Origin of the sequence: Paramicrobacterium chengjingii (assembly GCF_011751765.2) — a bacterium.
In the GTDB taxonomy this organism is placed as follows: Bacteria; Actinomycetota; Actinomycetes; order Actinomycetales; family Microbacteriaceae; genus Paramicrobacterium; species Paramicrobacterium chengjingii.
On the sequence record NZ_CP061169.1, the window covers coordinates 1,167,782 to 1,188,721 of the forward strand.

General features: G+C 62.5%; 20 protein-coding genes and 1 riboswitch. Of the genes, 12 read left to right on the plus strand and 8 right to left on the minus strand.

The window, feature by feature from the left end; all coding sequences use genetic code 11:
• The first annotated feature begins 25 nt into the window (after positions 1 to 25).
• Entirely contained in the window at positions 26 to 319 is a 294-nt protein-coding gene (locus HCR76_RS05610; protein ID WP_166989002.1) for an HNH endonuclease, read from the plus strand.
• A gap of 493 nt (positions 320 to 812) precedes the next feature.
• Complete coding sequence (locus HCR76_RS05615; protein WP_166989004.1) at positions 813 to 1,460, plus strand: nucleotidyltransferase domain-containing protein; 648 nt, start codon at positions 813 to 815, stop codon at positions 1,458 to 1,460.
• 14 nt (positions 1,461 to 1,474) lie between these two features.
• Here HCR76_RS05615 and thiD read toward each other — a convergent pair whose 3' ends face one another.
• Positions 1,475 to 3,046, minus strand: coding sequence for a bifunctional hydroxymethylpyrimidine kinase/phosphomethylpyrimidine kinase (gene thiD, locus HCR76_RS05620; RefSeq protein WP_166989006.1), 1,572 nt, complete (start codon positions 3,044 to 3,046; stop codon positions 1,475 to 1,477).
• A riboswitch (TPP riboswitch) is annotated at positions 3,038 to 3,129 on the minus strand. (Overlaps the previous gene by 9 nt.)
• A gap of 24 nt (positions 3,130 to 3,153) precedes the next feature.
• Complete coding sequence (locus tag HCR76_RS05625) at positions 3,154 to 4,812, minus strand: bifunctional 3'-5' exonuclease/DNA polymerase (RefSeq protein WP_166989008.1); 1,659 nt, start codon at positions 4,810 to 4,812, stop codon at positions 3,154 to 3,156.
• 54 nt (positions 4,813 to 4,866) lie between these two features.
• On the opposite strand from HCR76_RS05625, the gene HCR76_RS05630 reads away from it, so the two are divergent.
• The gene (locus tag HCR76_RS05630) at positions 4,867 to 5,175 is read left to right on the plus strand and encodes a rhodanese-like domain-containing protein (protein WP_166989010.1); all 309 of its coding nucleotides are present in this window, start codon (positions 4,867 to 4,869) and stop codon (positions 5,173 to 5,175) included.
• 2 nt (positions 5,176 to 5,177) lie between these two features.
• Here HCR76_RS05630 and HCR76_RS05635 read toward each other — a convergent pair whose 3' ends face one another.
• The gene (locus HCR76_RS05635; RefSeq protein WP_166989012.1) at positions 5,178 to 7,292 is read right to left on the minus strand and encodes an Ig-like domain-containing protein; all 2,115 of its coding nucleotides are present in this window, start codon (positions 7,290 to 7,292) and stop codon (positions 5,178 to 5,180) included.
• Between the two features lie 217 nt (positions 7,293 to 7,509).
• Here HCR76_RS05635 and HCR76_RS05640 point away from each other — a divergent pair, with 217 nt between their 5' ends.
• The 4 genes from HCR76_RS05640 (at position 7,510) to HCR76_RS05655 (ending at position 11,728) form a co-directional block, all read left to right on the plus strand.
• The gene (locus HCR76_RS05640) at positions 7,510 to 8,760 is read left to right on the plus strand and encodes an amino acid deaminase/aldolase (protein WP_166989014.1); all 1,251 of its coding nucleotides are present in this window, start codon (positions 7,510 to 7,512) and stop codon (positions 8,758 to 8,760) included.
• The gene (locus HCR76_RS05645) at positions 8,757 to 10,070 is read left to right on the plus strand and encodes a D-arabinono-1,4-lactone oxidase (protein ID WP_166989016.1); all 1,314 of its coding nucleotides are present in this window, start codon (positions 8,757 to 8,759) and stop codon (positions 10,068 to 10,070) included. Before HCR76_RS05640 ends, HCR76_RS05645 begins: the two co-directional genes overlap by 4 nt.
• A gap of 122 nt (positions 10,071 to 10,192) precedes the next feature.
• Positions 10,193 to 10,759, plus strand: coding sequence for a LemA family protein (locus HCR76_RS05650; RefSeq protein WP_166989018.1), 567 nt, complete (start codon positions 10,193 to 10,195; stop codon positions 10,757 to 10,759).
• A 78-nt stretch (positions 10,760 to 10,837) separates the two neighbouring features.
• A complete protein-coding gene (locus HCR76_RS05655) occupies positions 10,838 to 11,728 on the plus strand; it encodes a M48 family metalloprotease (protein ID WP_166989020.1) in 891 nt (296 codons plus the stop codon).
• Between the two features lie 158 nt (positions 11,729 to 11,886).
• Here HCR76_RS05655 and HCR76_RS05660 read toward each other — a convergent pair whose 3' ends face one another.
• Both HCR76_RS05660 and HCR76_RS05665 read right to left on the minus strand, forming a co-directional pair.
• Entirely contained in the window at positions 11,887 to 13,203 is a 1,317-nt protein-coding gene (locus HCR76_RS05660) for a hypothetical protein (RefSeq protein WP_166989022.1), read from the minus strand.
• 102 nt (positions 13,204 to 13,305) lie between these two features.
• Positions 13,306 to 14,535 carry a winged helix-turn-helix domain-containing protein gene (locus HCR76_RS05665; RefSeq protein ID WP_166989024.1) on the minus strand — a complete coding sequence of 410 codons (1,230 nt, stop codon included), beginning with the start codon at positions 14,533 to 14,535 and terminating at the stop codon, positions 13,306 to 13,308.
• An 87-nt stretch (positions 14,536 to 14,622) separates the two neighbouring features.
• On the opposite strand from HCR76_RS05665, the gene HCR76_RS05670 reads away from it, so the two are divergent.
• Together HCR76_RS05670 and ilvA are read left to right on the plus strand one after the other, a co-directional pair.
• A complete protein-coding gene (locus HCR76_RS05670) occupies positions 14,623 to 15,870 on the plus strand; it encodes an AI-2E family transporter (protein ID WP_166989026.1) in 1,248 nt (415 codons plus the stop codon).
• A 3-nt stretch (positions 15,871 to 15,873) separates the two neighbouring features.
• Positions 15,874 to 17,106 (plus strand): threonine ammonia-lyase, encoded by a 1,233-nt coding sequence (gene ilvA / locus HCR76_RS05675; RefSeq protein ID WP_166989028.1) that lies wholly within the window; start codon positions 15,874 to 15,876, stop codon positions 17,104 to 17,106.
• 20 nt (positions 17,107 to 17,126) lie between these two features.
• Here ilvA and greA read toward each other — a convergent pair whose 3' ends face one another.
• Positions 17,127 to 17,615, minus strand: coding sequence for a transcription elongation factor GreA (gene greA / locus HCR76_RS05680; protein WP_166989030.1), 489 nt, complete (start codon positions 17,613 to 17,615; stop codon positions 17,127 to 17,129).
• Between the two features lie 82 nt (positions 17,616 to 17,697).
• Entirely contained in the window at positions 17,698 to 18,156 is a 459-nt protein-coding gene (locus HCR76_RS05685; protein ID WP_166989032.1) for a DUF4307 domain-containing protein, read from the minus strand.
• Between the two features lie 70 nt (positions 18,157 to 18,226).
• Here HCR76_RS05685 and mca point away from each other — a divergent pair, with 70 nt between their 5' ends.
• A complete protein-coding gene (mca, locus tag HCR76_RS05690; protein WP_166989034.1) occupies positions 18,227 to 19,102 on the plus strand; it encodes a mycothiol conjugate amidase Mca in 876 nt (291 codons plus the stop codon).
• A complete protein-coding gene (locus tag HCR76_RS05695) occupies positions 19,099 to 19,371 on the plus strand; it encodes a hypothetical protein (RefSeq protein WP_166989036.1) in 273 nt (90 codons plus the stop codon). The genes mca and HCR76_RS05695 overlap by 4 nt, the downstream gene beginning before the upstream one ends.
• Here the strand turns inward: HCR76_RS05695 and trhA are convergent.
• On the minus strand, positions 19,362 to 20,093 hold the full coding sequence (gene trhA / locus HCR76_RS05700; protein ID WP_166989038.1) for a PAQR family membrane homeostasis protein TrhA: 732 nt from the start codon (positions 20,091 to 20,093) through the stop codon (positions 19,362 to 19,364). The genes HCR76_RS05695 and trhA overlap by 10 nt on opposite strands.
• A 60-nt stretch (positions 20,094 to 20,153) precedes the next feature.
• On the opposite strand from trhA, the gene HCR76_RS05705 reads away from it, so the two are divergent.
• Complete coding sequence (locus tag HCR76_RS05705; protein ID WP_166989039.1) at positions 20,154 to 20,939, plus strand: isoprenyl transferase; 786 nt, start codon at positions 20,154 to 20,156, stop codon at positions 20,937 to 20,939.
• Position 20,940: the final 1 nt, after the last annotated feature.

Sequence of the window (20,940 nt, forward strand, 5' to 3'; positions counted from 1 at the left end):
CCCCGCACCCAGGGGCAACAACATCATGACTAAGACATATCGCAACGACAGCGCCTACGTGAAGAAACGCGATGCACTGTTCAGGCAAGGCCGCAAGAACGGTATCGGCTGCCACATCTGCGGCAAGCCCATCGACTATAACCTCGACTGGAAACACCCCATGTCGAAGACCGCTGACCACATCAACCCCATCGCCAACGGCGGCAAGATGACAGGCGAACTCAGACTCGCCCACAGATCATGCAACTCCAGGCGCGGAACGAAACCACTCAACACCATCACCCAAGTGCCAAGCCCCAAGACCTCACGCAAATGGTGACGGAACGAAACCGCAGGTGATAGGCCATAAGCCCCTCTCGGCCCCCCGAGTCGTCCCCCTCGGCTTAGTCGGCTTTTTTGCACACGGGTCTACCACGGCTCTACCATCTGATTTTTAGTTACCACTTGATGCTTCCAGAGCCTCAGATCGTTGATATTCCGGGGTCTTATAGGGCTTGTCTACCGTCTCAAGTGGTAGAAGATACTGAAGTCTGACACCGAATGTCAGACCGTCAAATCGTGCACGCACATGTGCGACTAAGCCGTGGATGGCGCGACCCCTCCCTGAGAGGGAGGGGGCCGTCGTCTCTGTGATGTGCCGTGGACACAAAATGGACACAGACGCTCGAAAATGACCCCTATTTGTCGTTCGCCCAATAATTCAAGATCGCCGTAAACACGCGGAAGTTGCGGGATCGTCGCGATGCTAAGTGGCAGGGTAAAGGGTTCGAATCCCAGTGGGGGCACCCGTCGTGCTGCAGTACACTCGGCGAATGAATGAACTCACCGACGAGGAATTTACTCGACTGTATGGGGCGTGGGCCGGGCATACACCGAAGGATGCCGCCGACGCTTTCTCCGAGTACGACGGTACGTGGTGGATCGCCGGGGGCTGGGCAATCGAGGCATTTACCGGTGTCTCTCGCCCGCACGATGACATCGATGTCTCCGTGTTCACGAGCGATCTCCCCCGACTTCGCCGATTTCTCGACGGCCGCCTCGATGCATGGACGGCTGCCTCCGGCGCCCTTGCGCCACTTCTGCCCGGCGATAGGCCGAATTGCGACGCTGTCGACGTGCTCCCGGAGGGCAGTACCCAGCTATGGACCCGTGCCGGCGCAGCATCCGCCTGGGAATTCGACATTCTGTTGTCACCCGGTGACGAGCGCACCTGGGTATATAAACGCGACCCCGCACTGAGGATGCCACTCAGTGATGCTTTGTGGGAGCGCAACGGAGTGCAGTATTTGCGGCCGGAGATTCAGCTGCTCTACAAAGCGAAGGGCGACAGACCCAAGGACCGCGCGGACCTCGAGACCGTGCTGCCACGTCTCGAGGCCTCGCGGCGGTCATGGTTCGTCGACGCGCTGCACCGCACCGACCCTCGGCATCCCTGGCTGACGGCTCTCGGCACGAGCTGACCGGGCGGCGCGGCTCAGCGGAACGCTGCTGCAGTGGTCACCTCCAGCGGCTCGGCGAAGAACCGCAGTTCGTGCTCGGCCGAGACCCGGAACGCGCGCCACATGCGATCGCGTGTCGCTGCATCCGTCTCTGCCGCGCAGCGCGAGACTATCTCAATAGCACGCGCGCTCGCCTCAGAGAACGTCGGGTCCTCGTATGTGCTCAGCCATGGCATGTACGGAGTGTCCCTGACGGCGTTGGGTAGCATTCGGGTTCCCACGTCAACGTAAATCCAGTAGCAGGGAAGCAGCGCGGCAATGAGTACGGCGTATGACTCGCGCGTGGCCGTGGCAGCGAGGTGATCGGTGTACGCTGTCGTCGCGGGCGCCTTTGATGCGGCATCCACAATCGACAGGTCGCCAAGGAAGTGCGCGTGTACCGCCGTTTCGCCAGCCAGCGCGTTGAGCGCTCCCGATGCCCAGAATTCTTGTTCGCTCGTTGTCGGCGCAAGCGCGCTGGCCGTTGCAAGCATGCGGGAGTAGTCGCGCAGATACAGAGTGTCTTGCACCAGGTAATGGCGGAACGCGTCCATCTCGAGACTGCCGTCGACGAGCCCGGTGATGAAGGCCAAGTCGTCGATGTCAGTGCGCACGTCGGCGATGCCGCTCCACCATTGCTCGGCGATCTCGGCTGCCGTCGGCGGCATTGCAGCGCGCCGCCGGAGCGAGGCAAAGTGATCGACGGGTCCGTTGCCGCTTCCCACGTTCAAACGCGAACCCTGACGGATGCTGTCGGCCAGCCAGTGCTTCGCACGCTCGAGGGCGCTCGCCCACTCGCCCGTCTGCGCCTGTAGCGTCGCGATCGCCGACGAGAGTGAGCATCCGGTTCCGTGAGTGTTTGCGGTGTGGATGCGGGCCGCAGAGAATTCGGCGACGACGCCCGTCGCCGAGACGAGGGCGTCGCGCACGACGTCGCCGGCCGAATGGCCTCCCTTGGCGAGCACGAGAACGTCGTAGCGCTCAGCCACAGAGCGGGCTTGCGCGATCACGTCGGGCCAGGCGCGAACCGGAGGCTCGCCGGCGAGAACGGCAAGTTCGGGAATGTTGGGCGTCACGAGATCAGCGTGGCGCAGCATCCTGCCGAGTGCCTCTTCGGCCGAAGAATCGAGCAGTCTGTCGCCGCTCGTTGCCACCATCACCGGATCAACGACCACGGTGGGCACATGTGATCGTGCGAGCCAACCGTCGACAACATCGATGTACTCGGAGGTCGCGAGCATTCCGATCTTTACGGCGTCGATCACCACGTCGTCGCTCACGGCATCGAGCTGCTCGGCAAGAAAATCGGCCGGCGGCATGTGCACCGACCTCACCCCTCGGGTGTTCTGTGCCACGAGTGCTGTGACGACGGCCATGCCGTATCCGCCGTTCGCTGCAATGGATTTGAGGTCGGACTGAATGCCCGCCCCACCTGTCGGGTCTGTGCCCGCGATGCTGAGCACCCGGGGAATCTGCGCCCTGAGGCCCGTGCCGCCTGTGGCAGAATGTGCGGCATCTGCGCGCGGCAGAATGGACGTAGGGGCAGGTGTTTCTGGCGTACGCGTCATGCGCGACATCCCTTCGCTAGTACGAGCTAGATCAGGTTCAACGGGTTTGCTCTCAGCCCGTGTGGGCACCCCGTGTCACTTGTGACGGCCACTCTACCTGACGACGCTCACGCGTCGGCATAGCAGCGGGCGATGGCCACATCGAGAGGGAAATCGACGGGAAAGTCACCGAAGAGACCGCGCCCCGCGGCATCCGCCGACTCTTGAACGGCATTCGCGACGAGCGTAGCCGTCTGCTCGGGTGCATGGATGACGAGTTCGTCGTGCAGGAAGTACACGATATGCGGATGCTGTTCGCCGCTGCCGAGTGCGAAAAGTCGGTGCCGCAGCTCGGCCATCCAGCACAGTGCCCACTCGGCGGCCGTTCCTTGTGCCACGAAGTTGCGCGTGAAGCGGCCCCAATCGCGTGCTGCGCTGCGGCCAGCGCGCTCCTGAGCGGCCGTCGCGGTCACTTGGGTGCCCGCGCGAGTGACTGACGTCCACGCATCGGAGGGCAACGGGGAGCTTCGGCCGAGCCACGTGGTCACCTGCTCGCCTCGTTCGCCGGCCCTGGCTGCCGTCTCGACAAGACCCGTGGCTCGTGGATACGTGCGCAGCAGCCGGGGCATGAGCCGTGCGCTCTCGCCCGTGGTGGCCCCGTAGAGGGCGCCGAGCATCGCGAGCTTCGCGTGAGCGCGTGTGTCGACGGTGCCCGCGTCAACGAGGCCCTGATACAGGTCTGTGCCATGCCCCGCAGCAGCCATGGCGACGTCGCCCGCCATTGCCGCAACGATGCGCGGTTCAAGCTGGGCGGCGTCGGCGATGACAAACGTCCACCCGTCGTCGGCGACGACGGCCGGACGGACCTGTGCGGGCAGCTGCAATGCGCCGCCGCCGTCTGTCGCCCAGCGTCCTGTCACCACTCCGGCGACGACGTAAGCGGGCCGGAACCGGTCGTTGTGCACCCACTCGTCAAGCCACGCCCAGCCGTTCGCCGTCATGAGCCGTGAGAGTGACTTGTACTGCAACAACGGCTCGATCACGGGATGCTCGTGACGCAGAAGTTCCCACTTGCTCGTCGAATCGACAGAGATTCCCGCGGACCTCAGGGCACGCAGCAACTCGGTGTGAGAGTCGGGATTGAGCGATGGCGTGTCGAGCTCGCCGCGAACGCGAACAGCGAGGTTCTCGAGAACAGCCGGTCGTCCGCCAAAGACGGGGCGCGGTCCGAGGGCATCCGTGAGAATTTTCTCGTGCACGTCGCGCCGCCAGGGCAGGCCGTCGTGGCGAATCTCGCACGCGATCATCGCTCCACACGACTCCGCGGCCAGCAGCCGTTTCAACCCCCACGGAGCCGACGAAGCGGCAATGGCCTCGCACTGGCGCTGAAGCTCGGCCACAGCGTCAGGGCGCTCTCCCGAGCCCGCGAGCTCCGCAAACCCGGCAAGCGAGCCCTCGTCGGCCGAGTGCGTCCAGGGAACATCCCAGAAGTCTGGCGCGCGCTGTGGCAAACCACCTGCCGGAGTTCTCGTCGACCTTCGCAGGATGGTTCGACACAACGCAAGATCGTGACTGCGGCCAAGTCGGATGCCACGCTCGACGAGTCGCGGATACAGCTCAGCCGTGTGAGCGAACACCCACCGAACACCTGACTGGTCACGCCGAGGCAGAATCTCTGTCGCGTCGCCCCAGCTCACGACGGACTCATCCGCGGGTATTCCGCTCTCATCGACGCCGATCAGTCGAAGCCCCGGCGGGCTGACAGAAGGCTCGATGACGACGTACACGTCTCCATTCTCCTGGTTGCCTCCGACAACGGCGGAGCATGTGAGGATGGATCCATGAAAGAAATCACCGTGACCGAGCTCGCTGAACGAGCGAAGCGGGGAACAGCTGCCATTGTCGACGTGCGCGAGCCCGACGAATGGACGGGTGAACACGTCGAGGGCGCCGTGAACATTCCCCTCTCGCAGTTCATGGAGCGCGAGGGTGAGCTTCCCGATTCCGACGAGCTGCACATCATGTGCCATTCAGGCGGGCGCAGCTCACGCGTCACGCAGTACTTGGAACAAAAGGGCGTCGACGCCGCAAACGTCGACGGCGGCATCATCGCCTGGACGCAGGCGGGCCTTCCTGTCGTCAGCGGCTGAGGCTACGAGCTCGCGAGCATCGGCTGAACGTAGCGCTTCCACAACCACACCGAAATGCCGAGCGCTGCGAAGGCGAGCACGAGAGCAAGTGCCGCAAGCACGTTTCCTGTCGCGCGCCAGTTCTCGATGCTCGGTCCGAGCATCACGAACAGGGCTGTCAGGATCGCGAGCACAGCTGCTAGCCACAGCGGTCGTGACCACGCGAAGATTGCGCGGCCGCTCAGACGTCCGAGCGGCACCATCATGATCGCGGCAGAGCCGATGCCGACGAGCGCGGTGATGTTCGCCGTCTCGATCAGCAGCTGTGTGAAGAAGCTGCCGCCCTGCGGCACGAACGACGCAAGCAGCCACGCGACAACGCCAACGACGAACACGCCGCCGATGCGCGAGAGCGCGAGTCGTGCAAGCACGGCGCTATTCAGCACCGTCGGCACGCGGACGGTCGTGACGAGCGCAAAGAGCAGCGCGGGGTGCAGATCGAAGACGCGAGATGCCAGCACGGCAGCCGCGACGACCAGCAGCCAGCGCGGATTGAATCGAACCTCGGTGAAACCGCATCGCCACACGTGGGAGAGGATGCGCGGAAGCCATGCCGCCGCGGCATTGATAATTGCTGAGGCGATGATCGCCGCGAACAGCAATCTCAGGTAGGCGGGTCTGCCGTCGACCGGGTTCGCAAAGATCGTGAGCGCACCGGTAGCGGCGATGCCGAGCACGATCATGGCGATGCGCCCCGGAACGGCAAGCATCGGTGCCCTGTCGAACTCGGATTCCGTTCGGTTTCGCCCGGTGAAAGCGACTCCGGATGCCGCGACTCGGCGCCGCGCCATGGTGCCCGCCAGCATCCTCGCCGGTATCAAAATCAGGGCGATCGTCATGATCGCGAGCAGAAGCGCCCTGGCCCAGCCTGCGATCGCATCTATGCCGAGCGCGGGAGGCAGAGACGCGGTGAATGGTGTCGCGTGGTTCCACGGGCCGGGTCCGTTCGGAGGCGCGGCGGGTGGGGGAACCGCCTCGTCCCGGGAGTCGCTGTCGTCGCTCTCTGACGGCTCGGGCTTCTCGTCCTTCGGAGTGGAATCGCTATCATCCGGAGAGCTGTTCTCATCACTCGGCTTGTCAGAGGGCGTCTTGTCTGGCGGATCCGACGGCGAAGACGAGGTGCCGAACGTGACGGAAACGGCGGCACCGTCACCGCTGGAGTTGCCTGCAGCGTCGTCGGCCTTTGCGACGATCTTCTGTGCACCTGACGTCGCGACCTCGGCTGCCGTGCATGACCAGGCGCCCGACGATGGCACCTTGACGGTGCACAGCGTCTGCGAGCCAGCAAATACTTTGACGGTTGAGCCGGGCTCACCGGTCCCGGAGATCGTCGCGCCGGAGGGAGGCACAGTTGCACCGGCCGACGGTGCGGTGATCCTGGGCTTCGTTGGTGCGGTCAGATCTACGGTAATGGGCACTGAGTTGCTCGGGTCCGACTCGCCGCCCGCCCCGTTGATTGTCTGCGTTGCCGTCGCCGAAGCACTCGAGAACTCGTCAGTGACCGAGACCGCCCATTTGCCGCTTGCGTTGGCAGTTGTGGTGTACTCATGCCCGTCGATGGTTACCGTTACTGTTGCGCCGTCCGCGGCATTTCCGCCGCTGAGGGAACCATTCTTCCCGATCGGTCCCGAGGGGGCGTCGATCGTAAGCGGAAAGAGCACATTCGCTGAGACCGAGTCATTGACCTGTGCGTCATCGACGAGTTCTGCCACGATTTCAACACCAATCCCTTGTGGAACTGGGATCGTTACTTTGAACGAGCCATCGACAACAGGTTCTGTAGTCCACCTTTTGCTTCCGGCCTTGACCCTGACCGAGGCGTTACTGGTCGGATCAGCGACAGTTCCCGTTACGGTCAAAGTCGATTCACGGACGAGATCTGTGGGGGCGTTTAGCGTGATCGTAGGGTCGCCGGTGTTCGGCGGAGTCGTGCTGTCTGTGCCGTCATCGGTCTCGGTTGTCACCGGCGGATGCGTAGATGCGGCGCTCGCCGGGCCAGACAGCATCAGGGGGAGAGCGAGGGCAGCAACAGCGACAAGGGCGAGCCCGAAAAAGCGCCATCGGCCAATCGACCTCACCGGCACGTCCGGAGAGGGCCTGTGTGCTGTGTTTGAGAAAGTCCGCCCCACTTCACCATCCATTCACTGCGATCGCAGGGGTGAAGTCAAGCGGGCACGGCGCTTTGTTACGGGCTTCTCAGCGCTACTTCAGGCTGGAGGGCGGATAACGTGAGCATACCGCTCGTCACCACCGTGGTGAAAGGTCGTTATCGTGTCAGTAGACGAAAGGCACTCAATGGCGATTTCCCTGACCGCACACGAGCGCACAAGCGCATCTCCTGCTCCCTGGCGCTCACCCGAGAAATACTGGTCGTCAATCGACAATGCGACGGCTGGGGAAGATCCGCCGTTCGGAGTTCTCCACATTGATGCGCTGCGGTTCAACGCCCATGACATGATCCGCCGGGCTGCGGGCACTCCCATTCGGATCGCCAGCAAATCAGTTCGCGTCAGGTCGGTTCTGGATGCTGCGCTCTCACTGCCCGGATTCGAGGGAGTGCTGGCATACACCCTGCCCGAGGCGCTGTGGCTAGCCGAGAGCATCGACGATGTGGTTGTCGGCTACCCGACGGCAGATCGCGCAGCCATCGCCCAACTCGCAGCCTCAGAGACCCTCGCCTCGCGCGTGACGCTCATGGTAGACAGCGCTGAGCATCTTGACGCCATTGATGCGGTCGTGCCCGCTGATAAACGCACCGTGATCCGCGTGTGCCTCGAACTCGATGCGTCGTGGAACGCGCCTCCGCCACTGGGGCGGCTCGGAACGTGGCGATCGCCGATTCACTCACCACAGGCGGCGCGCTCGCTCGCGGAGTACATCGTGAGCCGCCCCGGCTTCGAGCTTGTCGGCATGATGGCCTACGAAGGGCAGATAGCCGGGGTGCCCGACCGCGAGCCGGGCAAGGCGGCAATGAACGCTCTTGTCGGCTGGGTCAAGAGACAGTCGCGCGCAGAACTCGCCGAGCGTCGAGGCGAGGCCGTCGCCCTTGTCCGAGAGATCGCTGACCTCCGTTTCGTGAATGGGGGAGGGACGGGCTCGCTCGAGAGCACGTCGCACGATGACTCAGTTACCGAGATCGCCGCAGGCAGCGGTTTGTTCGCCGGGCACCTGTTCGACGGATTCCGAGCATTCGACCCGGCCCCAGCGGCATCCTTCGCGCTGTCTGTCGTGCGCAAACCTCGAGCAGATATGGCGACTATCCTCGGCGGCGGCTGGATCGCATCTGGCCCGCCCGGAGTCGAACGGCTACCCAAGCCCGTGTGGCCCGAAGGCCTGCGCATGATGCCGCGAGAGATGGCCGGCGAAGTTCAGACGCCCGTCGAAGGCGTCTCCGCAGCTCGCTTGGCAATCGGCGACCGGGTGTGGCTCCGGCACAACAAATCGGGCGAGCTGAGTGAACGGCTGGGCGAGTTTCTCGTTGTCGACGGTGACAGCATCGTTGATCGTGTGCCGACGTACCGTGGCGAGGGGAAGGCGTTTCTATGACGGCGACGGGTGAAACCTGGCGAAATTGGGGACGCACAGAGAAGGCGAAGCCCATCAGGGTGGAGCGACCCCGTACGGCGGGCGCCGTTCAGCGCGCGGTTGTCGCTGCTGCCGGGAGCGGAATTCCGATCAAGGCGGTGGGTGCCAGCCACAGTTTCAGCGGCATTGCCGCTCCCGCCGGTGTGCTTCTCGAACTCGACGATCTCACCGGCCTCATCGACGTTGATGAGCGTCACGAACTCGCCACATTCTCTGCGGGAACGCGGCTGCGTGACATTCCGCGGTTGCTTGCCCGTTACGGCCTGGCCATGGAGAATCTCGGCGATATCGACAGCCAGTCGCTTGCCGGAGCCATTTCGACCGGCACGCACGGCACAGGCGCATCGTTCCGCGGGCTTGCTGCGCAGGTCGCCGGAGTGACGCTTGTTACGGGGACGGGCGAGCAATTGCACGTCGATGCCGACACCAACGCTGAGCTTCTTCCCGCCGTTGCGCTCGGGCTTGGTTCCCTCGGCATTCTCGTCGATGTCACGGTGCACTGTGTCCCCGCATTCGACCTCGCCGCGGTCGAGAAGCCTGAGTCGCTAGAGAGCGTGCTCGACTCTCTGCCTCAGCGGGTCGCTGAGAACGACCACTTCGAGTTCTACTGGTTTCCCCACACTGAAACGGCCTTGACCAAGACAAATACGCGGATGCCGTCGGGCGCCGCGCGACGCCCGCTCTCACCGGTCAGGCGTTGGCTCGACGACACTCTCGTCTCGAATCGGCTCTACGAGGTGACGTGCGGCCTTGGCTCGGCCGTGCCGGCGATCACGCCGACAGTGAACCGCCTTGCCGATAAGCTCACAGGCAATCGCGAGTTCACCGACGCATCACATCGCGTATTCACGACCAAGCGCACGGTGCGCTTCGCCGAGATGGAGTACGCACTCCCTGCAGAACAGGTTGCCGATGCACTGCGCGAGGTCAAGAAACTCATCGATACATCGGGCTGGTCGATCTCCTTTCCTGTTGAAGTTCGCTTCGCGGCATCCGATGATCTGTGGCTGTCGACGGCATCTCGTCGCGAAACGGGGTACATCGCAGTGCATCGCTATGCCCGCGAGAACCCGACCGAGTACTTCCGCGCCGTCGAAGCGATCATGCGCGACAAAGGTGGACGCCCGCACTGGGGCAAAATGCACTGGCGTGACGCCGAGAGCCTGCGCGAAAGCTACCCACGGTTCGACGACTTCGTCGCAATACGCGACCGGCTCGACCCCTCCCGGCTGTTCCGCAATCCGTATCTTGATCGGGTACTCGGAGCCTGAGAATGCCGCGTGCATCGTTGGGGGCACAGTGAATTCGCCGGTGAAGCTCAGAATGCTGCCCGTAGACTGAGGGCAAGCGGCTTCGACCGGGTCGCACACAGCACAGAGGGAGTATGCAAAGCATGGAATGGCTTATTCCAGTTCTCATCGTTGTGGCGCTCGTCGTCATCATCGGCATTTACCTGTGGGTGACGTACAACTCGCTCGTGACCCTTGGCGTTCGCGTGAACGAAGCATGGAGCGACATCACGGTTCAGCTCAAGCGACGCGCCGACCTCATTCCAAACCTCATCGAGGCAGTGAAAGGCTACGCGGCACACGAGAAGTCCGTGTTCGAGAACGTCACCGAAGCTCGCGCCGAAACGCTCAACGCGCAGGGACCGGCCGAAGCCTCCACTGCAGAGAACCACATGCAGCAGGCCCTCAAGTCGATATTCGCCGTAGCGGAGGCCTACCCGCAGCTACAGGCGAGCAACAACTTCCTCCAGCTGCAGAGCGAGCTCGTTGACACAGAAGACAAGATTCAGGCGTCACGTCGCTTCTACAACGGCGGTGTGCGCGAGCTGAACACGAAGATCAGGGTATTCCCGAACAACCTGTTCGCGAAGAACCTCGGTTTCGAGCTTCGTGAGTTCTTCGAAGTCACAGACAGTGCGGCAATCGCCGAACCTCCGCGCATTCAGTTCTAGCTTTCTGCCGGCAGCTCGTCTGCGCAGCTGTCGGCGGCTTCGCCTCCTGCATACGTCGCCTGCTGTGAAGGGACACTGATGTATCGCGCAATCCGCAAGAACAAGATCAACACCGTCGTGATCATCATCGGGTTTCTGCTGTTGATCGGTGCACTCGGTGCGCTTGCCGGATACGCATACGACAGCTGGACGATCACGATCGTCGTTCTCGCCGTCGCGATCGGCTATGCCCTTCTGCAATACTTCATGGCGTCGTCGCAGGCGCTCGCGATCAGCGGAGGCAAGCAGATTCGCAAGTCAGACAACCCGCGCCTCTACCGGGTTGTCGAGAACCTCAGCATCGCAACCGGTACCCCGATGCCCAAGGTGTACATCATCAACGATCCCGCGCCGAATGCTTTTGCGACAGGCAGGGACCCTGAGCACGCGTCAGTCGCGGCGACAACGGGTCTGTTGGACATCATGACCGATTCTGAGCTTGAGGGCGTGATGGCACACGAGCTCGGGCACGTTCGCAACTACGACATCCGGGTATCGATGATCGTCTTCGGCCTCGTCGTCGCGATCGGCTTCATTGCCGACATTTTCCTGCGCATGATGTGGTTTGGCGGGGGACGCGGTGGCAACCGTGGGGGTGGGGGCAACCCCATCATTATGATCTTCGGCATTGTCGCCATGCTGATCGCGCCCCTTGTCGCCATGCTGGTTCAGCTCGCCATTTCACGGCAGCGTGAGTACCTTGCCGACGCAACGGGTGCCCTCACGACACGCCATCCGGATGCTCTTGCGAGTGCGCTGCTCAAGCTTGACCAGCATGCACGCCCGATGAAACGGCAGAACACGTCAATGGCGCACCTGTGGATCAATGATCCACAGAAGAAGCCCGGTGCAGCCAAGCGCCTTATGAGCTCGCACCCGCCCATCGCCGATCGCGTGCAACGCCTGCGAGACATGGGCGGCAGCTTCTGAGCTGTGCTGTGGTCGTGACTGACCAGTCTGGTGCCGATCGGAATTGTACGTGTCGTCCCGGAGCATGGAAGACACACAAACGTGCTGGACGCACGAAAGCGGGAGCCGGTCCAAAGGACCGACTCCCGCTTTCGTGCTTCAGGCTGACTGCCCTCGGTTTACCAGAACTCGAGGACGACCTTGTCGCCGTCGACCGTGATGTCTCCGTAGAACGTCCAGTACGAGCGAGCTTCGAGGTCGCCTGTCACCGACTTGCCTGAGTAGTCCTTACCGGTGACGGTGTACTTGATTTCGCCGCCCTCGGTCTCGAAACTGCGGCCCGTTTCGTCGACGGTAACCGTGGGATACTCAACGACCTTACGGACAACCTTCGACACTTCGGAGAGGCCCGACACGTAGTCGACGTCCATGTCGCAGTTCTCGTCGACCTCCTTCGAGGTCTCCTTTGCACATGCGTCGATCATGTCGTCGAGCTGGCTCTGTACCTCTTCGGTCAGAGCGTCCGTCGGCTTCAGGTTCAGCTCAACCGCGCTGTAGCTGGCCTTGGAGCCCGTTCCGGCAACGAACTCCTGGTCTTCGGCCGAGAACCACTTGCTGTCGGGAGCGCTAACCGTGTAGACGCCGGGGTAAGCCTGAAGAACGCCTTCTTCGCCGAAGTCGACGTTCACGCCATTGACCGTCGCCTCGGTGCCTTGCGACACGTAGACGGCTACATCAACGAGCAGAGGCTTGTCGATCTTCCAGTCATCGAAGAAGACAGCCTGCTTGCCCTGGTTGCTGAGCGTGAGTGTGCCGTCGTACGTGGTTCCGTCGAGCTTGTAGCTGAACGCGACTCGAGCGCTGTCGCCCTCCTTCGACGTCTTCGAGACCTTCGTGTCGGAAATGCGGGTGTTCTTCTCCTTGAGCACCTTGTCGCTCAGCAGAGCGGCCTGCTCCTTCTTGAGACCAGGCTTGACGAGCTTGTTCGCTTCGCTTGCCTTGCCAGCAGAGATGGTCGTGAGGTACTTCTCGACGACGGCCTGAGGGCCATACTGCGAACCGTTGATCACGTTGATCACAACGGTGGCGATGATCAGAATGACAACGACCGCTCCGGCAATCGACGAGAGAAGAATGATCTTCTTCTTCTTGTTCGGGTCCATCTTTGTGGGAGCCGGTGCTGCGTAGCCACCTGCGGGATACGCGCCCTGAGGAGCGTACTGTCCCTGCGGGGTGTACTGACCCTGCGGCTGCTGCGCGTTGGACGCGTACTGCCCCTGGGGTGCGTATTGCCCCTGCGGGGTGTACTGACCCTGCGGCTGCTGCGCACCGGCGTCAGGCTGACCCTGCGGCGTGTACTGACCACCCTGCGGCGAGTACTGACCACCTTGTGGCGCGTACGATGCACCCTGGTCGCCCTGAGGCGGCTGAGCGCCTCCCGAGTTGTCTGCCGGGTTGCCCCCCTGAGCGCCCGGTGCGTTTTCGTCCGTAGCCATGATGTGTCACTTCCCCTTCAGAATGAATGTGATATTAGTAAAAGTTACCAGCGTAGGCAGCGCACGGCATTGGGGAGAACTGCCCATAGCCTCGCGCGGCCGTCACGATGTCTCGTGACGCGACGCGCTCAAGGCCTGTGCCAATGCGTTCGCCAAGTCCCCGCGTGAGCCGACACTGATCGAATCGTGTTCTTGCCACCGCGCTGCGGCGCGCAATACCTGTGAGAGTCGTTCAACAGTATCAGCAGGAGCGTGCGGCTCCGCCCACGCTGAGTGCACGCGAAGCACACCGGCCTTCCTGTCGCTCTTGAGATCGACACGCGCCGCAAGCCGGTCGCCGATCAGCACGGGCAGAACGTAGTAACCGTACATTCGCTTGTGTCGCGGCGTGTAGATCTCAATTCTGTATCGAAAATCGTACAGCCGCTCAGCGCGTTGCCGAGACCACACAACGGGGTCGAATGGCGAGAGCAGCGCGGCCGCATCGATCGCGCGCGGCCGTACCTGGCCTTTCGGCATCCACGCGTCGAGTGCACGAGAACCGCGTGTCCACCCGTCGACGTGCACGTGCGTGAGCTCGCCGGCATCCTGCAACTCTCTGATCGCCTGTGTTGTTACGTTTTCGGGGAGCCGATAGTAATCAGCCAGATCGGATGCTGTCGCGATGCCCGTCGCGCGCGCGGCGCGTCGAACGAGCTCGCGGACGGCATCTTCGCGACTGACCTCGGCCGTGCGAACGTGTTCGGGAAGCACCTGCTCTGCGAGTGCGTAACGCCGCTCAAACGTGGATGTGCGCCCGGCGACGGCCACCTCGCCCCATCGGAAGAGCATTTCGAGCGCTTGCTTGACAGTTGACCAGTCCCACCAGGTGCCACGTGTGCGGCCGACATCCGTCTCGATCTGTCGAGCGAGCGACGGTCCGCGTTCAGCAAGCTCACTGCGCACCCAGTCGAGCTCTGACGCGTGGGCATTTGCCCACGACGACTCATCGGAAAGGTCGCGCTCGCGCAGCATCCTCATCTTCCATCCCCAGAGCGGGAGGTCTTCCGTGCGAAGGAACGTCGCTTCGTGTGCCCACCATTCGGTGACGCGTGTAGGGGTGCGAAGCGTCAGAGCGTCGAGCGCCGATTTGTCATAGGCGCCGAGGCGGGCGAATATCGGAAGATAATGGCTGCGCTCGAAGACGTTCACCGAATCGATCTGGAGCACTCCGAGCGAATTGAGCACCGAGACGAATTGGCGCGGCCCCGGCGTGACAGCGCGACGACGGGCGAAACCGTGGGCCGAAAGCGCGATGCGGCGTGCAGCATGTGAACTCATCGTCTGTGACATAGGGGTCACGGTATCAGCGGGCAACGACAGCGCCGGGTTCCTCGCATATACCGGGTCACGGAAGGTCGGCATCGTAGACTGTGACGCGTGTCGGAATCACGCAAGCCCCGGTGGTGGGAACGCTTTCTCTCCCGTTCCGCGCCCGCACGCGTTCCGGCTTCTCCCGAGCCGGAACGACACGTGCCGTCTGAGGAAATTGTCGATACCGTTCCGCCCGGAATTCGCATCGCCGCTGCGTGGAGTTGGCGCCTGATCGTCATTGCAATCGCAACAGCCGTGCTGGTTTTCATCATCGTTCAGCTGCGCCTGATCGTCATTCCCGTGTTCGTCGCCGTGCTGCTCTCAGCACTCGTGCTTCCGCTCGTGAGTTTTCTTGTCTCACACCGGTGGAACCGAGGGCTCGCTGTTGCCGTCGCGATGATTACGGCAATCGGCGCGGTTGGTGCCCTCGTGTGGCTCGTTGTGTGGCAGATCGGATCGCAAGCGGCCGAAGTACGCACACGAACCATGGAGTCCGTTGACACGTTCCGCAACTTTCTGCTGCACTCTCCGCTTCACCTGACAGACAACAAGCTCAGCGTGATCTTCGACGACGTGTGGGCGAGCATCCAAGAAGATACGAGTTCGATTCTTTCTGGGGCGCTTTCGATCGGAACCACATTCGGGCACCTGGCCGCCGGTGCGCTTCTCGCACTGTTTTCTCTTTTGTTCATCTTGATCGACGGCAAGAACATCTGGAAGTGGCTGATCTTGTTCGTGCCGAGACGGGCTCGCGCCGCCGTCGACGGCGCAGGGCAGGCTGGCTGGACGACCCTCGAAAATTACACCCGCACGCAGATTCTTGTCGCCTCGATCGATGCGATCGGCATCGGCGTCGGAGCATTCATTCTCGGATTGCCGCTCGCGATCCCCATTGGCGTGCTCGTCTTTCTCGGAGCCTTCGTGCCAATCGTCGGCGCGATCCTGACCGGCACCGTAGCTGTGTTCATCGCGCTCGTCTACAACGGGCCGGTCATTGCGCTCGTCATGCTCGGCGTCGTTCTTCTCGTGCAGCAAATCGAGGGACATGTTCTGCAGCCGCTGCTCATGGGCACAGCGGTCAAGGTGCACCCGCTGGGTGTCGTGCTCGTTGTCACGGGCGGGGCGCTTGTTGCGGGCATCCCCGGTGCGCTCTTCGCCGTTCCTGTTGCCGCTGTCGTGAACGTCGTCATCGGCTACATCTCCTCTGGCGCTTGGAAAGATCCCGCGGCCACATACAAAGCCGATCTCATTTGGCGCACGGTTCCCGCTGCGGGCAGACTGCGTCGTGACACCCCGTCGACAGACAAGGAATAGCGAATGCCGCACACCATTCCCTCGCTCGAATCGATCGAGCACGCACAGCAGGTCGTATCCCAGGTCTCCCAGCACACGCCGATGGAGAGCTCGCGTTACCTCACCGAAGTGCTCGGGCAGCCGGTATACCTCAAATGTGAGAACCTGCAGCGCACGGGCTCGTACAAGATTCGCGGCGCATTCAATCGTCTTGCGCAGCTGAGCGATGACGAGAAAGCTCGGGGAGTGGTAGCCGCGTCAGCGGGCAACCACGCTCAGGGCGTGGCATTCGCCGCACGAGAGCTCGGAATCGCCGCGACTATCTTCATGCCGGTCGGGGTTCCGCTGCCGAAGTTGCAGGCCACGCGGCGCTATGGGGCCGACGTTATTCTGCGCGGTCACACGGTGACCGAGCCGCTCAGGGCCGCTGCCGAGTACGCAGAGAAGACGGGTGCCGTGCTCATTCCGCCGTTCGACCACGTCGACGTCGTGACTGGTCAGGGAACGCTCGGGCTCGAGATCCTCGACGATGTTCCGGATGCCTCGACAATCGTCGTTCCGATTGGTGGCGGAGGGCTGATTGCCGGGGTGGCCGCTGCCGCAAAACAGCGTGCTGCGCGCGAGGGGCGCGAGATGCGAATCATCGGCGTGCAGTCGCAGAACGCGGCAGCGTACCCGCCTTCGCTCGCCGAGGGACACCCCGTCGACATCGAGATTCAGCCGACGATTGCCGATGGCATCGCCGTCAGCAGGCCGGGAACGCTCAACTTCGATCTCATTCGGCAGCTCGTCGACGATGTCGTCACCGTGACGGAAGACGAGATCGCCAAAGCGCTGCTGTTGCTTCTCGAGCGCGCGAAACTCGTCGTGGAACCGGCTGGCGCCGTGAGTGTTGCCGCCATTATCGAGGGCAAAGTCACAGCGACTGGCCCCACTGTGGCGATCCTCTCGGGAGGCAACATCGATCCTCTGCTGATGCAGCGCGTGGTCTCTCATGGACTCTCAGCGGCCGACCGTTACATGACCCTTCGCATTCCGCTTCCCGATCGTCCGGGACAGCTTGCGCGCATTGCCGAGATTCTCGCCCAGGCAAACGCGAACGTCGTCGAGGTTCTGCACACGAGGCACGGCCAAGGCATGCAGATCAGCGAAGTCATGATCGACCTGAGCGTTGAAACGCGGGGTGCCGACCACAAGACGGGCGTCGTCGAGACCCTGCGCTCGGCCGGCTATGACCCCGCGATTGTTCAAGGCTGAACGTCAGCGGGTGCCGAACCTCAGCCGGTGTAGGCCTCGACGCCCGTGATCTTCACGGTGATTGACTTGCCGTTCGGCGCCTCGTAGCTTGTCGTGTCGCCGACCTTCAGGCCGATGATGGACTCGCCGAGTGGGCTCTGCTCGCTGTAGACGTCGAGGTCGGAGTCGCCGGCGATCTCGCGGCTGCCAAGGAGAAACTTCTCGTCGCCACCGGCGACGACGGCGCTGACCACTGTGCCGGACTGCACAGTGCCATCGACCTCGGGAGCCGCGCTCACCGTGGCAGTGCGCAGCAGCTCGGTCAGTGTGCGGATGCGTGCCTCCTGCTTGCCCTGCTCATCTTTCGCAGCGTGATAGCCGCCGTTCTCTTTGAGGTCACCCTCTTCGCGTGCCGCCTCGATGCGTTTGGCGATCTCATCTCGCCCGACCGTTGACAAGTGCTCAAGCTCTGCCTGAAGACGGTCGTACGCCTCCTGAGTGAGGAAAGTGACCTGCGAAGCGTCAGTCATTGAGAACTCCCTAACATGAACAGACGCCCTGACGTCCGTCAGGGCGCGATGATCCAACCCACCTCGTGGGTATCAGAAGATCTTAAGGCAGCCAGCAGCGGTAAATCAAACCGGTTACGGCCGTGTCGACCGTCCTGACGCTCTCGGTGAGCTCGCGCGTTCGCGTATCGGATGCCGGGAGCTCAACGATCTTCCATCCGACGATCGAATGCTGATTGTCCTGCGCTTGAATCGCGCACATCGCCGCTGTTCCCGGGGCAACAGTGAGCTGGTACGTCACATCGACCGTGTGCTCGTCGACGACAGTGTGTGCGACGTCGACGGCATTCACGTTGGCCGCCGGTGCGAGTAGTCCCGCCCACAGCACCCAGGCGCCGAAGACCACGACGATGAATGCTCCGAGCGACCACAGCAGCACCCGCAGTCGAATGCGCGAAGCGCGGCTGTTGCCATAACGCGCATCGAGCCGCTGCGAGGGAGCAGACGCGGCATCTGCTCGCGTGTTGGCGACAGCATCCGGTGAACCCTGCCGATCAGTCATCCAGCCCACCCACACGTCTCAATGATTATTCTTGTACTAGGTTATTCGCTCCCACCTGAAAGCAGGCCACGTGACCCATCGTCTCCTCACCGTTCACGCGCACCCGGATGACGAATCGTCGAAAGGATCGGCCACCCTTGCCTATTATCGGGCACAGGGCGCCGAGACGATGGTTGTCAGCTGCACCGGGGGAGAAGGCGGTGACCTTCTCAACCCGGCACTTGCCGACGTCGCGATGATCGAGCGTGACATGGCCGGGTACCGGCGCCGCGAGATGGCGGCGGCGCGCGACGTGCTCGACACGAAGCACCGATGGCTCGGGTACCACGACTCGGGAATGGCGAACGACGACGGAACGCATCCCGCACGCTCGTTCGCGTCGATACCGCTGCAGATCTCTGCTGGCGTTCTCGTGCGTGTAATTCGGGAGTTTCGCCCACACGTGATGATCACCTATGACGAAAACGGCGGCTACCCGCATCCTGACCACATTCGCTGCCACCAGGTGTCGGTTGAGGCGTTCGATGCCGCGGCAGACCCCGCCCGTTACCCGGATGCCGGCGAGCCCTGGTCGGTGTCGAAGCTGTATTACGACCACATCTTCAACTTCGCACGTGTCAAGGCGAACTACGACCTGCTCATGAGAACAGCTCCGGACGATCCGCTCGCGGAGCGGCTCGGCGAGATGCTGAGCTGGCGTGAGGAGCGCAACGGCACAGACGATCGCACGACAACGCACATCCCATGCGGTGACTTCTTTGAAAAGCGGGATGCTGCGTTGAAGGCGCACGCCTCACAGGTTCCCTCCGACAGTCCGTTCTTCTTCTGGTCGAACGATCTGCAGCGCAGAGCCTGGCCCTACGAAGACTTCGAGCTTGCGCAGACGCGACTGAGCACTCCCGAAGACGAACACGATTTCTTCGCGGGAATTGAGGACGACCGGTGATCACGGAGCTTCTGCTGAGAGCGGAGTCGTCGACACCGTCGCCGACTCCGACGCCCGGGTTTGACCCGAATGCCGTGACCCCTGGGGTGATCGGCTTCATCGCCATTTTCATCGTCGCCCTGCTCGTCGTGCTGCTGATTCTCGACATGGTTCGTCGTGTGAGACGTGTGAATTATCGTGCGCAGGTGAACGAGCAGCTCGATGCCGAGGAGCGTGAGCGTGGCAACGGAGACGACGACACAGAGCGGCCAGGCGGCTCTCAGACGTAGAGCGGGTCGAGGGCGATCAGCAGGATCCCGGTCCAATGGCACAGAAAGGCCAGAGTCACGCAGGTATGGAAAATCTCGTGGAATCCGAAAATTCCCGGCCATGGGTTGGGCCGCTTGAGGCCGTACATAATGGCGCCCGCTGTGTAGAGAAGTCCTCCGCTGATCACGAGCACCATAGTGGCGACGTTCGCGTGAGCGATATCTACCATGTACGCAACGGCAGCCCAGCCCAGCGCGAGGTATAGCGGCACGTACAGCCAGCGCGGTGCGTTGGTCCAGAACACACGGAACCCGATGCCGAGCAGGGCGCCGGCCCAGACGATCGCCAGAAGAAGCATGCCCTTCGAAGGCGGGAGCGCGAGTGCCGCTATCGGCGTGTATGTTCCGGCGATCAGCAGAAAGATGTTCGCATGGTCAAGGCGACGGAAGATGAGGCGTGTCTTCGGTTTCCATGGGATGCGATGGTACAGAGCCGAGATTCCAAAGAGCAGCAGCGACGTCGCCATGAAGACGGCGCACGACCATTTTGCCGGCGCTCCGTCTGCGAGAACGATGAGCACGATCCCCGCTACCAGCGCGACAGGGAACGTGCCCGCATGAATCCAACCTCGCCAGCGCGGTTTCGCTTCGACCGGGTGCTCTGCGGCATCCTCGACGAGTGGAACGTTCGGCAGGTCGTGCGCACTCGTCTCGAGTGACTGTGAGTGATCACGCGGCGTCATGAAGCAAGAGTACGGCAGGTGGCTGTGAAGCCAGAGGCATGCGTGCACTAACGTAATTGTGTGAACACCAGAACGGAACCGATCGGGCGCGGGCTGCTGTACAACCTGTACCAGAAGCGCCTCCGTCGAGCCCTGACACCACAAATGATGCCTCACCACGTGGGCATGATCATCGATGGAAACAGGCGCTGGGCAAAGCAGCTGGGTTACCAGACTGCGGCTCACGGGCACCGTGCGGGAGCCGCGAAGATGCGGGAATTTCTCACCTGGTGTGATGATCTGGGCATTGAAGTCGTGACACTGTACCTTCTGTCGAGCGACAACCTCGTGCATCGTGCGAGTGAAGAGATCGATGATCTGCTCGAGATCATCGCCGACCTCGCAGACGACGTGTCGCGATTTCGTGATTGGCGTATCAAGCACGTGGGGAATTCCAGTTGCCTCCCCGAACAGCTCATTCGGTCGCTCGAGGCGGCCGAGCATCGCACACAAGGCAAGAAGGGCCTGCACATCAACCTTGCCGTCGGCTACGGCGGCCGCACAGAGATCGTTGACGCCATGCGTCAGATCGTTCGCGAGCACGAACTCGAGGGTCGCAGTCTCGAGGAGCTTGCCGACATGCTCACGCCCGACATGATCGGCGAGCATCTGTACACCGGGGGCCAGCCCGACCCCGACCTCGTCATCCGCACGTCCGGTGAGCAGCGGCTCTCGGATTTCATGCTCTGGCAGAGCGCTCACAGTGAGTTCTACTTCGTCGAGGCGCTCGGACCCGATCTGCGCGAGGTGGACTTTCTGCGCGCACTGCGCGATTACGTCGGCAGAACGCGACGATTCGGAGGCTGAG